Source organism: Actinacidiphila bryophytorum (assembly GCF_016916835.1).
GTDB classification, from domain to species: domain Bacteria; phylum Actinomycetota; class Actinomycetes; order Streptomycetales; family Streptomycetaceae; genus Actinacidiphila; species Actinacidiphila bryophytorum.
Genome location: NZ_JAFFIX010000005.1, coordinates 18659 through 31054 on the forward strand (window position 1 = coordinate 18659; position 12396 = coordinate 31054).

At 71.4% G+C, this 12396-nt stretch carries 14 protein-coding genes; 2 read left to right on the plus strand and 12 right to left on the minus strand.

Translation table 11 applies throughout. The features are described from left to right. Positions 1–63: 63 nt before the first annotated feature. The 3 genes from JT723_RS09365 to JT723_RS09370 form a co-directional block, all read right to left on the minus strand. Positions 64–315: a hypothetical protein gene (locus tag JT723_RS09365; RefSeq protein WP_251512948.1), complete on the minus strand. Its 252-nt coding sequence runs from the start codon at positions 313–315 to the stop codon at positions 64–66. 166 nt (positions 316–481) lie between these two features. Beyond that, positions 482–604, minus strand: a complete 123-nt coding sequence (locus JT723_RS35740; RefSeq protein ID WP_251512930.1) for an SGM_5486 family transporter-associated protein — start codon at positions 602–604, stop codon at positions 482–484. Between the two features lie 42 nt (positions 605–646). Beyond that, positions 647–1975 carry a CynX/NimT family MFS transporter gene (locus JT723_RS09370; RefSeq protein ID WP_205044057.1) on the minus strand — a complete coding sequence of 443 codons (1329 nt, stop codon included), beginning with the start codon at positions 1973–1975 and terminating at the stop codon, positions 647–649. A 22-nt stretch (positions 1976–1997) separates the two neighbouring features. Between JT723_RS09370 and JT723_RS09375 the strand changes: the two genes are divergently transcribed. Further along, positions 1998–2681 (plus strand): FadR/GntR family transcriptional regulator, encoded by a 684-nt coding sequence (locus tag JT723_RS09375; RefSeq protein ID WP_205044058.1) that lies wholly within the window; start codon positions 1998–2000, stop codon positions 2679–2681. A 25-nt stretch (positions 2682–2706) separates the two neighbouring features. Here the strand turns inward: JT723_RS09375 and fabI are convergent, their stop codons facing one another. From fabI to JT723_RS09405, 6 genes are all read right to left on the minus strand, one after another. Next, the gene (gene fabI / locus JT723_RS09380) at positions 2707–3477 is read right to left on the minus strand and encodes an enoyl-ACP reductase FabI (protein WP_205044059.1); all 771 of its coding nucleotides are present in this window, start codon (positions 3475–3477) and stop codon (positions 2707–2709) included. A 5-nt stretch (positions 3478–3482) separates the two neighbouring features. Then, complete coding sequence (gene fabG / locus JT723_RS09385; protein ID WP_205044060.1) at positions 3483–4202, minus strand: 3-oxoacyl-[acyl-carrier-protein] reductase; 720 nt, start codon at positions 4200–4202, stop codon at positions 3483–3485. A 120-nt stretch (positions 4203–4322) separates the two neighbouring features. Continuing rightward, the gene (locus JT723_RS09390; RefSeq protein WP_205044061.1) at positions 4323–5231 is read right to left on the minus strand and encodes a lytic polysaccharide monooxygenase auxiliary activity family 9 protein; all 909 of its coding nucleotides are present in this window, start codon (positions 5229–5231) and stop codon (positions 4323–4325) included. Between the two features lie 132 nt (positions 5232–5363). After that, positions 5364–5924 carry a hypothetical protein gene (locus JT723_RS09395; RefSeq protein ID WP_205044062.1) on the minus strand — a complete coding sequence of 187 codons (561 nt, stop codon included), beginning with the start codon at positions 5922–5924 and terminating at the stop codon, positions 5364–5366. Positions 5925–5934: 10 nt separating this feature from the next. After that, complete coding sequence (locus JT723_RS09400; RefSeq protein ID WP_205044063.1) at positions 5935–7044, minus strand: globin domain-containing protein; 1110 nt, start codon at positions 7042–7044, stop codon at positions 5935–5937. Positions 7045–7132: 88 nt separating this feature from the next. Then, positions 7133–7546 carry a globin family protein gene (locus JT723_RS09405; protein WP_205044064.1) on the minus strand — a complete coding sequence of 138 codons (414 nt, stop codon included), beginning with the start codon at positions 7544–7546 and terminating at the stop codon, positions 7133–7135. Positions 7547–7764: 218 nt separating this feature from the next. On the opposite strand from JT723_RS09405, the gene JT723_RS09410 reads away from it, so the two are divergent. Then, positions 7765–9291 carry a TldD/PmbA family protein gene (locus JT723_RS09410; protein ID WP_205044065.1) on the plus strand — a complete coding sequence of 509 codons (1527 nt, stop codon included), beginning with the start codon at positions 7765–7767 and terminating at the stop codon, positions 9289–9291. A 71-nt stretch (positions 9292–9362) separates the two neighbouring features. Here JT723_RS09410 and JT723_RS09415 read toward each other — a convergent pair whose 3' ends face one another. Genes JT723_RS09415 through JT723_RS09425 form a run of 3 tightly spaced genes read right to left on the minus strand, consistent with a single transcriptional unit; the run spans position 9363 to position 12263 of the window. Further along, a complete protein-coding gene (locus JT723_RS09415) occupies positions 9363–10610 on the minus strand; it encodes a tyrosine-type recombinase/integrase (protein WP_205044066.1) in 1248 nt (415 codons plus the stop codon). A gap of 49 nt (positions 10611–10659) precedes the next feature. After that, positions 10660–10860, minus strand: coding sequence for a helix-turn-helix domain-containing protein (locus JT723_RS34985; RefSeq protein WP_307863946.1), 201 nt, complete (start codon positions 10858–10860; stop codon positions 10660–10662). Then, on the minus strand, positions 10842–12263 hold the full coding sequence (locus tag JT723_RS09425; protein WP_205044067.1) for a replication initiator: 1422 nt from the start codon (positions 12261–12263) through the stop codon (positions 10842–10844). Before JT723_RS09425 ends, JT723_RS34985 begins: the two co-directional genes overlap by 19 nt. Between the last annotated feature and the right edge of the window lie 133 nt (positions 12264–12396).

Sequence of the window (12396 nt, forward strand, 5' to 3'; positions counted from 1 at the left end):
CAGCTTTCCAGAAAACCCGCAGTCAGGCGCGGGATGGGCTCGGTCGCCGGCCCCTGCGGGCGGTCACAGGATGTGACGGAGCAGGTCGGGCAGCGCGGTGGCGAGCCGGGAGAGCACGTCGCCGGCGGGGGCCGCGGTCGAGGCGTCGGCGCTGCCGCCGCTGATGAGCGCGAGCAGTGCGGCGAAGGCGACCGCGGGCAGCGCCACCGCCCACCACGGCAGCCGGGTCTGCACCGCGCCGGTCCTGCGTGCGGCAGGGGTCTGGGTGCCGGTCCCGGCCTGCCGGGTGTACAGGTGCGGGGACTGTGTGGTCACGGTGAACGCCTCCGTGGTGGACCGTCGAAGTGCCGTTGTCTGACTGCACTTCGACGCTACGGGCGCGCGGCGGGCGCTCCCATCCGGTCGTCCACCCAGTTGACCCTGACCCTGGCCCCCTAGGGATGGTGGGGTTGTCCCCACCCCCGGGTCGGGGTCGGGCAGTTCACCCCATGCGCGCGGCGATGACGGCGACCACCGCGACGATCGCGGGCACCCCCATCATCAGGCCGAAGAGGGTCAGCAGCCGGCGCTGCGGCTGCGGGGGGTTCGGTTCGAGTACGGGCATGCGTCCAGTCTGGCACCGGCGCCCGGACGGCTCCCACCGGGGTCACAGTTCGTCCTCGATGTACCGGTTGCGCCCGGCCAGCACCCCGCACAGCACCTGGGGGACGACCAGCGCGAGCATCAGGGCGATGGGCAGGCCCCAGCCGCCGGAGGACTGGTTGAGCGCGCCGACCAGGATCGGCCCGGGGATGGAGATGAGGTAGCCGGTGCTCTGCGCGAAGGCCGACAGGCGTACGACCCCGGCGCCGGTGCGCGAGCGCATCCCGATCATCGTGAGGACCAGCGGGAAGGCGCAGTTGGCCACCCCGAGCAGCAGCGCCCACGCCCAGGGGGCGGCGGCGGGCGCGGCCCACAGCCCGGCGAACCCGGCGACCTGGAAGGCGCCGAGCACGACAACGATCGGCCCCTGCGAGCGCATCCGGGCGGCGACCTGCGGCAGCACGAAGGACAGCGGCACACCCATCACCATCGTGACCGCGAGCAGCAGGCCCGCCTGGCCGGCGGAGATCCCGGCGTCCCGGAAGATCTGCGGCATCCAGCCCATGGTGACGTAGGCGGCGGTGCCCTGGAGGCCGAAGAAGGCGGCCATCGTCCAGGCGGTGCGGCTGCGGGTGATCCGCCCGTTCTCGCCGGTGGCAGCGGCAGCGGAGGTGGAGACGGGGGCGGTGGCCGCGGACCGGTCGCGTACCAGCGGCAGCCAGACCAGCACGGCCAGCGCGGCGGGCACCGCCCACACGCCCAGGCCCAGCCGCCAGCCGTGGCCCATGGCGTGGGTCAGCGGTACGGACACCGCGGCGGCCACGGCGGTGCCCAGCGACAGGGCCATGGAGTAGACGCCGGTGACGGCGCCCATCCGGTCGGGGAAGTAGCGCTTGACGATGACCGGCATCAGCACGTTGGAGACGGCGATGCCGGCCAGGGCGAGCGCGCTGGCGGCCAGGAAGGCGGGGGTGCCGCCGGCGAAGGGCCGCAGCAGCAGGCCGCCGGTGATCAGGGCCATGCCGGCGCAGACGACGGCGCCCGGTCCGTAGCGGCGGGCGAGCCGGGGGGCGGCGAAGCCGAAGAGGGCGAAGCACGCGGCGGGCACCGAGGTGAGCAGGCCCGCCATGGTGCCGTTCATGCCGAGGCCGTCGCGGACCTCCGTCATCAGCGGGCCGAGGCTGGTGACGGCGGGGCGCAGGTTGACGGCGGCGAGGACGAGTCCCGCGAGGGCGAGCACCCGGACCCAGCGCGGCAGCCCGGCCCCGGGGGCCGCGGGCTGCGGGGGTGCGGGCTGCGAGGCGCTGTGCGGGGCGGCTTGCGTGGCGGCTTGCGTGGCGGCTGTGTGCGGGGTCGCGGGCAGGTCGAGGGTCAGGGATTCGTCATCGCGCATGGACCCATCATAGAATGATGGGATGAATCTCGGACCCGTGCCCCGCAGCGGCACTCTCGCCGACCAGGTCATCGCCCGTCTGCGCGCCGAGATCACCTCGGGCACCTGGCCGGTGGGCAGCCGCATCCCGACGGAACCCGAGCTGGTCGAGCGGCTCGGGGTGGCGCGCAACACCGTCAGGGAGGCGATCAGGGCGCTCGCGCACAACGGCCTGCTGGACATCCGGCAGGGCTCGGGCACCTATGTGGTGGCCACCAGCGAGCTTGCCGGGGTGATGCAGCGGCGCTTCGCCGGCGCGGAGCAGCTGCACATCGCCGAGCTGCGCGGGGCGCTGGAGACCACCGCGGCCTCGCTGGCCGCCGAGCGGCGCGACGAGGCGGACCTGCGGCAGCTGGACGCGCTGCTGGCCCGGCGCGAGCGAGCCTGGGAATCGGGGGACGCCGAGGCCTTCGTCGAGGCCGACGCGACCTTGCACCTCGCGGTGGTCGCGACCTCGCACAACGAGGTGCTCACCACCGTGTACGCCGACCTCGGCCAGGTGCTGCGGGACTTCCTGCGGGCCGACGTCGGCACCGAGCTGCGCCCCGCCGACCACCTCGACCACTCCCGGCTGGTGGCCGCGATCCGGGCCGGCGACCCGTCGCGTGCGGCGGAGGAGGCGCGTACCCACGCCTTCCACTGCCGCTTCCGCGCGGCCGCCCGCTGACGGGGCGGCCGCGCGGAGGTGTGCGTCAGGCGCCGATGGCGTGCAGGCCGCCGTCGACGTGCACGATCTCGCCGGTGGTCATCGGGAACCAGTCCGACAGCAGCGCCACGACACCGCGGCCGGCGGGCTCGGGGTCGGACATGTTCCACTCCAGCGGCGAGCGGTGGTTCCACACGTCGGCCAGCTCCGAGAAGCCCGGGATGGACTTCGCGGCCATGGAGCCGATCGGCCCGGCCGAGATGAGGTTGCAGCGGATGTTCTGCTTGCCCAGGTCCCGGGCCAGGTAGCGGGAGGTCGCCTCGAGAGCGGCCTTGGCGGGGCCCATCCAGTCGTACTGCGGCCAGGCGTACTGCGCGTCGAAGGTGAGGCCGACGACCGAGCCGCCGCCGTCGCTCATCAGCGGCAGGCAGGCCATGGTCAGCGACTTCAGCGAGTACGCCGAGACGTGCATCGCGGTGGCGACCGACTCGAAGGGGGTGTTGAGGAAGTTGCCGCCCAGTGCGTCCTGCGGGGCGAACCCGATGGAGTGGACGACGCCGTCCAGGCCGCCCAGCTCGTCGCGTACGACGCCCTCCAGGCCCGCCAGGTGCTCGGCGTTGGTCACGTCAAGCTCGATGACCTTCGTCGGGCGGGGCAGCTTGCGGGCGATCCGCTCGGTCAGGGTGGGCCGGGGGAAGGCGGTCAGGATGATCTCGGCACCCTGCTCCTGGGCCAGCTTGGCGGTGTGGAAGGCGATGGAGGACTCCATCAGCACACCCGTGACCAGGATGCGCTTGCCGTCGAGGATTCCGCTCATGGTGTTCAGTGCCCCATGCCCAATCCGCCGTCAACCGGGATGACGGCTCCAGTGATGTACGCGGCGTCGTCGGACGCCAGGAAACGCACCGCGGCGGCGATCTCCTCCGGCTGCGCGTAGCGGGCCAGCGGGACCTGCGCCACGATTCCGGCGCGCTGCTCGTCGGTCAGCGCCCGGGTCATGTCGGTGTCGACGAAACCGGGTGCGACGACGTTGAAGGTGATGTTGCGCGAGCCCAGCTCGCGGGCCAGCGAGCGGGCGAAGCCGACCAGGCCGGCCTTGGAGGCGGCGTAGTTCGCCTGCCCCGCCGAGCCGAGCAGGCCGACCACGGACGAGATCAGGACGACCCGGCCCTTCCTGGCCCGCAGCATGCCGCGGTTGGCGCGCTTGACCACCCGGAAGGTGCCGGTGAGGTTGGTGTCGAGGACGGCGGTGAAGTCCTCCTCGGACATGCGCATCAGCAGCTGGTCGCGGGTGATGCCGGCATTGGCGACCAGCACCTCGACGGTGCCGTGCACCGCCTCGATCTCCTTGTAGGCCTGCTCGACCTGCTCGGCGTCGGTGATGTCGCAGCGCACCGCGAGCACACCGAGCGCCACGAGGTCGGCCGGCGGCTCGCCCGAGCGGTACGTGATGGCGACCTTGTCGCCCGCGTCGGCGAAAACCCGGGCGATGGCGAGGCCGATGCCCCGGTTTCCTCCGGTGACGAGAACCGAGCGGCTCAACGGATCACTCCTCAGTCGTGAGTATCTCCGTGAAAGCTATCGGTCCCGGCGCCTTTCCGGGGAATCGGCCCCGACAGGCTGCTCCGGCCGACCCTGTGGGATTCCTACAGCGGTCCGGTGTCAGCCCCGGTTGCGCGCCCCGGCCCTGCGGCGGCTGTAGACCAGCAGCCCCACGGCCCCGCCGGCCAGCACCGCACTGCCGGACAGCGCGGTCTCCAGGGTGCTGCTGCTGGCGGCGACGTTGCTGGTGGCGAGGTCGCCGGTGGTGGAGGTGACGGGAGCGTCACCGCCGTGGCCGTGGTGGACGACGGTCGACCGGGACTCGCCCGCGGTGATCTGGGCGTCGGTCGGCGCCTGGGCGATGTCGGCGGTGGCCGCCTTCGCCGCCTGCGCGGTCTGTCCGAAGACGACATCCGCGCAGCCGTAGAAGGCCTCGGGGCTGTCGGTGCGCTGCCACACCTGGTAGATCAGCTGCCGCCCGGTGCGGGCCGGCAGGGTGGCGTTGAAGGTGTAGTAGCCGGGCGAGGACGCGGCCGTGGTGTAGGTGGCGATCGGGGTGTCGTCCAGGTCGGACCACTTCAGCGGCTGGGTGGGGTCGTAGCCCTGCTTGGTGATGTAGAGCGTCATGACCCCGCGGTGCGGTGCGGTGACCCGGAAGCTGATGCCGGTCTGCCCCGCCTGGACCGGGGTGGCCGGCCAGTCGGTGCGCGCCCAGTCCAGCGCCCGGTACTTGTCGCGGTTGGCGGAGCACAGGTGGCCGTCGGGGATGATCGTCCGGCTCTGCCCGTTGGCGTTGGCGATGTTGACCTCGTTCCAGTCGTACAGCGGCTGGGTGCCGCTGTCGGCGACGAGGTCCTTGCACACCTGGGACTTCGGGGTCTCCGGGCCTTCCGCGTAGCACGCGGAGATACGGCTGACCGGGGTGCTGAGCGCGCCGTGCGCGCTGGCCGTGCCGGGGGTCAGCCCGGCGACGATCAGGGTGGTGGCGCCGACCGCGCCGAGTGCGGCGGCCTTGCGGCGTACTGACATGTGGGGGGCTCCTTGTCGAGCGTGCGGTGATGCGGTGCGGACAAGAGAGGGCGGCACCCCGAGCATAGAGATTGGTCTGGACCAAGCCAAGAGCTGCTGCACGAAGGGCAGCTGTCGTCGCGTCAGATCGGGTCAGATGCCGCCCTGCCGGCTGACGACCTGCGCCTGTGCGGCGGGCGCCGCGTGCTTGGTGGCGTACTGGTCGGCGGTCACACTCAACGACTGGGCGATCTGCCGCAGGTAGGAGATGAGCCGCTCGGCCTCCTCCTCGTCGCCCTCGCCGCCCTGGCCGTCCCGCTCCGACATCTGCTGCAGGATCGCCTCGGCCTGCGCGCGCGCCGCACGCAGCATGGTGCGGGCCTGCTCGCGGGCGGCGAAGACGGTCTGCTCTGCGGACTGCTGGGCGCGGGCCTGCTGCAGGACCGCGTCCACCGTCGGGACCCCGGTGGGGCCCGCCGAGTCGCCGATGTTGTTCGCCCGGATCCAGTCCCGGTGCCGCTGCATGTCCGCGCGCAGCCGGTCGTTCTCCTCGGCCAGCGCCGTCAGCTCCGCCGCACAGCGGCGCAGCACCTGGTGCACCGGCTCCTCGCTGTAGCCGCGGCGGGTCAGCGGGGCGCGGGGGAAGGTCATCGACCGCAGGGCCTCCGCGGTCACCCGGCGTCCGTCCGGGCTGGGTGCTCCGGTCTCGTTCATGTGTCTCCGATCACCGAACGTCTTCGAAGTGCAGCAGGTCGTGGGGGATGCCTGCGTTCGCCAGGTCGCGCACCGTCGCCGAGACCATGGCGGGCGAGCCGCAGATGTAGAAGGCGCGCTCGCGCCATGCGGCCGCCCGCAGGACCGGGCCGGCCAGGCTGCGGTTCTCGAAGGTGCCGGCGTCCGCACCGCTGACCGGTGTGATCCGCAGCCACGGGTGGGCCTGTGCCGCCCGGGTCAGGGCCGGCATGTCGTACAGGCCGTGGGAGTCGCGCGCACCGAAGAAGAGGTCGACGCGGCGCTGCGGGCCGTGCCAGGCGATCTCCTCGATCAGGGCGCGCAGCGGGGCGAGCCCGGTGCCGCCGGCGATGAGCACCAGGTCGCGCCCCTCGGACACCGGCAGGCCGAGCCGGTCGCCCACCGGGGCGCCCAGCCGCAGCACGTCGCCGTGCCGCAGCCGGTAGACCAGGGCGGGGCTGAGCAGGCCGCCGTCGACGGCCCGCACGTGCAGCTCGATGATGCCGTCGGTGCGCGAGGCGTTGGCCGGGGTGAAGGAGCGCCAGACGCTGGGCAGCAGCATCGGGGCCTCCAGCATCACCGACTGCCCGGCGGCGTACGCCATCGGCTGCTCCAGGCGCAGCGTGATGACCGCGAGGTCGAACCCGCGCTGCTCGTGCCGCACCACCTCGGCGTTCCACCAGGGCGGGTTCACCGCGCTGTCGGCCTCGGCTGCCTGGACCATGGTGCGGGCGACCAGGGTGTAGGCGTCGGTCCAGCCCTGCTGCAGCTCCGGGGTCCAGGCCTCGCCGAGGAAGTAGGCCAGGGTGGCCAGCAGCGCCTGCCCCACGGCCTCGTAGTGCTGGGCGACCACCTGGTACCTGCGGTGGTCGCGGCCCAGCTGCTGGACGAAGGGGACGAGCTTCTCCGGGTCGTCCGCGTCCGCGACGATCCGGCCGAGCGCCGCCACGAGCCGGTCGCGTTGCATGCCCATGGCCACCGGGAACATCGGCCGGACCTCGGGCGCGATCAGGAAGAGATAGGAGTAGAAGTACCGCGGCACCTCGTCGCCGGACTTGCCGACGAGGGCGAAGGAGTCCCGCAGTGGATGGGAGTCGCTCACGACCACCCTCCGGTGGCTGGCATCTGACGTGACCTCCGGGATGTCGGACAGGTCGGCGGCTCGCCCGGGAAAGCCGCCGACGGGTTCGTCAACTGGAGACCGAGTCGCCGGCCGCGACCATGGTGCTGCTGATCACGCCGTAGACCGCCGTCCAGGACTCCTCGACGGCGGGGGTCCACGCGTCGCCCGCGTAGTGCTGGAGGGTGGCTATCAGGCTCGCGCCGACGGCGGGGTAGTGCTCGGCCAGTGCGCCGTACCCGGCGTGGCGCCGCCCGAGGTTCTGCAGCATCGAGGTGAGGGTCTCGGTGTTCTCCAGGTTGGACACCAGCGCGCCCAGCGCCGCCCACAGGCGGTCGCGCTGCTCGTCGAGGTGGGTCGCGAACAGCGGGCGTACCTGCGGGTTGTTCGCGAAGAGGTGCTCGTAGAAGTACTCGGTCACCTGTGTGCCGTGGGGCTGGACAGCGGTGAAGCTGCTCCGGATGAGGGAGAGGTCTGCGGTCATGGCGGCCGACTCTAGCCAGGGCTCGCGGACCGAACAAGTTCGCGATGTCGTATGTCCCTTGACGCTCCGAAATGCGGACAACGGGACCGGCTGACAGGGCATCACGCCAGGAAATGACCATAAATGAAACTACGGGTGCCGAAGCAATGCTGTGGCGCGGCCGACCGACCGCGGGACATGATTCACTGCGGACACGCTGATGCGAAGGGAAGTTCGCCGTGCCTCATGAGGTCGATCAGTCATTCCTCGCGCTGCCGTTGCGGGCGCTCGCCGACGCGGCGCTGGCCAGAGCGCGTGCGCTCGGCGCCGACCACGCCGACTTCCGCCTGGAGCGGGTGCGCAGCGCGGCCTGGCGGCTGCGGGACGCGCGGCCCGCGGGCAGCTCGGACAGTACGGACCTGGGCTATGCGGTCCGGGTGGTGCACGGCGGCGCCTGGGGCTTCGCCTCGGGCGTGGACCTGACGATGGACGCGGCGGCGAAGGTCGCCTCTCAGGCCGTCGCCATGGCCAAGCTGAGCGCCCAGGTGATCGCGGCGGCCGGCTCGGACGAACGGGTGGAGCTGGCCGGCGAGCCGGTGCACGCGGACCGCACCTGGGTGTCGGCGTACGAGACCGACCCCTTCGAGGTGCCGGACGCGGACAAGACCGGGCTGCTGGCGGAGTGGAGCAGCCGGCTGCTGGCCGCCGACGGGGTCACGCACGCCGACGCGTCGCTGATCGCCGTGCACGAGAACAAGTTCTACGCCGACACCGCGGGCACCACGACCACCCAGCAGCGGGTGCGGGTGCACCCGCAGCTGACCGCGGTGAGCGTCGACCCCGGCACCGGCGGCTTCGACTCGATGCGCACCCTGGCGCCGCCGGTCGGCCGCGGCTGGGAGTACCTGACCGGCGACGTGTGGGACTGGGACGCGGAACTGGCCGAGATCCCCGGCCTGCTGGCCGAGAAGATGCGCGCGCCCTCGGTACGGGCGGGCGCGTACGACCTGGTGGTCGACCCGTCCAACCTGTGGCTGACCATCCACGAGTCGATCGGCCACGCCACCGAGCTGGACCGGGCGCTGGGCTACGAGGCGGCCTACGCGGGCACCTCCTTCGCGACCTTCGACCAGCTCGGCAGCCTCACGTACGGCTCCCCGCTGATGCACGTCACCGGCGACCGCACCGCCGAGCACGGCCTGGCCACCGTCGGCTACGACGACGAGGGCGTGGCCGGCCAGGCCTGGGACCTGGTCAGGGACGGTGTCCTGGTCGGCTACCAGCTGGACCGGCGGATCGCCCGGCTCACCGGCTTCGACCGCTCCAACGGCTGCGCCTACGCCGACTCCCCCGGACACGTCCCGGTCCAGCGGATGGCGAACGTCTCGCTGCAGCCCGCGCCGGACGGCCCGTCCACCGACGAGCTGATCGGCGGCGTCGAACGCGGCCTGTACGTGGTCGGCGACCGTTCCTGGTCGATCGACATGCAGCGCTACAACTTCCAGTTCACCGGTCAGCGGGCCTTCCTCATCGAGAACGGCCGCCTCGCAGGCCAGGTCAAGGACTTCGCCTACCAGGCCACGACCACCGACTTCTGGGGGTCCATGGAGCAGGTCGGCGGCCCCGAGACCTACGTGCTCGGAGGGGCCTTCAACTGCGGAAAGGCCCAGCCGGGCCAGGTCGCCGCGGTCTCCCACGGCTGCCCGTCCGCGCTCTTCCGCGGCGTGAACATCCTCAACACCACCCAGGAGGCGGGGCGCAGCTGACAGGCAGCGGGCGGAAGCCGTTCGCGGCCCGAAGTCTGCACCAGGTCTGCACGCCATCACAGCGAACGCCACTACGCCACGTCGTCCCAGTCCTCGGTGTCTCCCTCTCCGGGAGTCAGCGAGGGCGGGACGATGAGGCCCTTGAAGGGCTCCAGCTTCAGCCCCAGGCGGCTGTGGATGGTCCGGCTCCCCCGGCTCATGGCCCGCCGCACGAGGTGCCCGTAGACCAGCTCAGTGGTCCGAGTGGTCCGGTGCCCGACCCACGCGGCGACCTCGAAGAGCGGGATGTCCGCGTGGATGGCCTCCGACACGAAGAAGTGCCGGAAGCTCTTGGGCGTGTACTGCGGGGTTCCCGCCTGCTTGGCCGCAGCCTTGAACTGGTCGAGGAACCAGTCGTAGGACGGGTGCCGGTCGCTCAGCCGAGGGGACTCGAAGAACCAGCCCCGATCGCCCCACGTGCCGAACGCGTCGATGTGGTCGCTGAACAACTCCTTGATCGAATCGGGTACCGGCGTCCTTCGTGCTTCGTCGAAGGTGCGGTGTTTCGTACCCCGCTTCACCCCGCGGCGGCTGCCGGAGATCTCCTGGCAGCCGTAGGCCGAGACCTGGTGGTCCACCGCGAGGATGCCGTTCTCCCAGTCCATCGACTCATCTGAGAGCGCCAGGGACTCCCCCGGCCGCACACCGCAACCTGCCATGGCCCAGAAGCCGGCCCGGATCAGCTTGGGAGCCTCGGCGATGATCCCCAGGACCTCCTCCATGCTGGGGATGTCGGCGTCGGTGACCGGCGTAAGCGGCTGCCCCGGACGCCGCCGGGGGTTCGCCTTCTTGCAGGGGTTACGGCCGATGATCTCGGCCGCCACCGCGTAGTTGAAGACGGACGACAGGACGCTCTTTCGCCCGTTGATCCCGGTCTCCTTGTAGCCCCGGCTCTTCTGGTCGGCTTCCCACTCCTGGACGGTCGTCGGCGTGATGCTGACGATGGGCCTGGTCCCGAAGAACGGCCCGTAGTGGTTGTCGTAGACGCTCTGGTAGTTCCGCTTCGAGGACTCTTCGAGCGTTCCCGCCTCGACCCACTCACGCCAGACCGCCTCGAACGTCCGCTGCCCGGTCTTGGGGTTGATGTACGTCCCCAGGTCCTTGTCCCGCTCGACCTTGACCGCGAACGCCTCCGCGTCGTCGAGCTTTTTGAACGACACCTGCCGGGGCTTGCCCGCCCTGCCTCCTGGCTCCCGGTACGAGACCCGGTAGGGCTTGTGCGGGCAGGTCGGTTTCTTGCGGCGCGGGCAGGAGCACTCTTCCTTCTTTATCGTCGCCACGTTTGTTGATCCTCCACATGTTGATGGGTTAGTGGCTCTGGCTGTGAGCCTAGTGAGCCTGCATCCGAGCCTCAACCCAGTTGTGCAGATCGCGAGTTCGGAACCGGACATGCTTGCCGACCTTGAGGTACGGGATGCCCCAGCGCCGGTACGAGTCCATGAGGACCCGCTTCGTGACGCCCAACTCCGCGGCTGCCTCCTCCGGCGTCATGAGCAGGTTGCTGCCGCCTCTCACCACTGCCGCCCCCATTCGCGATCCGCTTGCGCCTCCGCGTAGAGGTGCCGGGAGCGCGCGAGGTCTTCGGCGATTCCGGCCGCCAGTTGGGCGGCGCCGGGAGTGTGGCCGGAGCCGACGTAGCGCCAGGCCGCTTCCGTCACCGCGTCCGGGCCGCTCACGCCCGCCTCGGTCTCACCGCTCGTATGGTCGGCACGATCGGAGCGAAGGGCGGCGTACGTGGTCGAGTAGCGGCGCGACTTGGTGAGGATGTGGCCGCGGTAGCCGAGGCTGTGTGCCCATTCCCGGAGCCTCAGGTGTTCCAGTTCGGCAAGGCCGCCCAAGCGCCAGCAGGCGGCCATGAGGGCGCGTACGTGCGGGCAGACGGCGGCAGCCGCAATGTCCTCCTGGCTTCTGACGGGGTGGTCCGTGCCGGCTCCCGTGTCCGCCGCGCCCTTGGTGACGTACTTCGCCACGTAGGCCGCCACCGCGTCATCGGTCAACGCGTCATGGCCGGTCGCGGCGCGCAACGGCCGGGCGTCGAGTTGGGCGCCCCATCGCAGCTCGTACTCTCCGAGGCCGCGGGCGTACGGGACCGTCAGGCGTACGACGGCGGCCGCGGTGCGTACGGCATCGGCAAGCCCGGGTGCGTCGACCCAGGACGGCGGAAGGTCCTCGGCCCCGCCCGCACCGTCCGCTCTTAACACCGCGTGAACATGGACCGCCGCGCGCCGCTGGTACTCGGCGACCTTGGCATAGGAGATGCGCACGCTGCGTCGCAGCGCGGTACGCCCCTGGCCCGCTTGTGCAGCGAGGTGGTGGTACAGGTTGTCGGTGAACGCCTTCCAGAGGCGGCCGGCATGGGCGTGCCACAGGACATGGGCGGTGTAGTCGTAGCAGCCGGGGCAAAGCGGCTGCCCGGGCCTCGGGTCGGTGGGATCGTCGTGCACCTCACGGCATGAGGTCGGTCGTCCGTGCTCGCACGACACGGCGCGCCTGTGCGGGCGGCAGATCGGACGTTCGGCGGTTGCCGCGCGATGGACGGCGCCGAAGCTGGGGGCTGTGAGGGTGATGAACAGCCGGGGGTGCTGCCGGACACCGGTCGGGATGTTCTTGCCGCCCATGAGGCCGGCGCGCACCAGGTGGTAGGTGTCTCCGGCGTGGAGTCGGGAGCAGGAGGGGCAGACGGTGGCCCGGCGGTTGCGGCAGCGGACGGAGAGGCGTTCGTACGGTTCGTCGGCGGTGTCGTAGTGGTGGAGGACTTCCCCGGTCAGGGCGTCTCGGGTGGTGGTGGTACCGGACAGGTGGATGGGGTGGGCGCAGCCGCCTGTTGCGGTGATCTGCTGGAGCCAGCGGTCGAACTGGGGGTGGTTGGCGAGGCGGAGGATGTCGCGGTCGGTTTCGCTGAGCTGACGCAGGCGTGCCGCACGTGCAAGCACGGCACGCCTGCCAGCCGAGGTGTGTTCAGTGGTGATGGTGGTGGGGACCTTCCGGGGTGGGCCGCCGAGGCGGCTCGGCTGGATGGTGGGTGGGGGTCCTTCATGGCGATCACTCCTTGCTCGGCTGGATCTG

What these genes read in the sequence shown, in the direction of transcription:
- JT723_RS09405 (WP_205044064.1), bottom strand. Translation starts at nt 7,546, where the DNA reads ATGACCGCAGACCTCTCCCTCATCCGGAGCAGCTTCACCGCTGTCCAG.
- JT723_RS35740 (WP_251512930.1), bottom strand. Translation starts at nt 604, where the DNA reads ATGCCCGTACTCGAACCGAACCCCCCGCAGCCGCAGCGCCGGCTGCTG.
- JT723_RS34985 (WP_307863946.1), bottom strand. Translation starts at nt 10,860, where the DNA reads ATGGGGGCGGCAGTGGTGAGAGGCGGCAGCAACCTGCTCATGACGCCG.
- fabI (WP_205044059.1), bottom strand. Translation starts at nt 3,477, where the DNA reads ATGAGCGGAATCCTCGACGGCAAGCGCATCCTGGTCACGGGTGTGCTG.
- JT723_RS09390 (WP_205044061.1), bottom strand. Translation starts at nt 5,231, where the DNA reads ATGTCAGTACGCCGCAAGGCCGCCGCACTCGGCGCGGTCGGCGCCACC.
- JT723_RS09375 (WP_205044058.1), top strand. Translation starts at nt 1,998, where the DNA reads ATGAATCTCGGACCCGTGCCCCGCAGCGGCACTCTCGCCGACCAGGTC.
- JT723_RS09370 (WP_205044057.1), bottom strand. Translation starts at nt 1,975, where the DNA reads ATGCGCGATGACGAATCCCTGACCCTCGACCTGCCCGCGACCCCGCAC.
- JT723_RS09395 (WP_205044062.1), bottom strand. Translation starts at nt 5,924, where the DNA reads ATGAACGAGACCGGAGCACCCAGCCCGGACGGACGCCGGGTGACCGCG.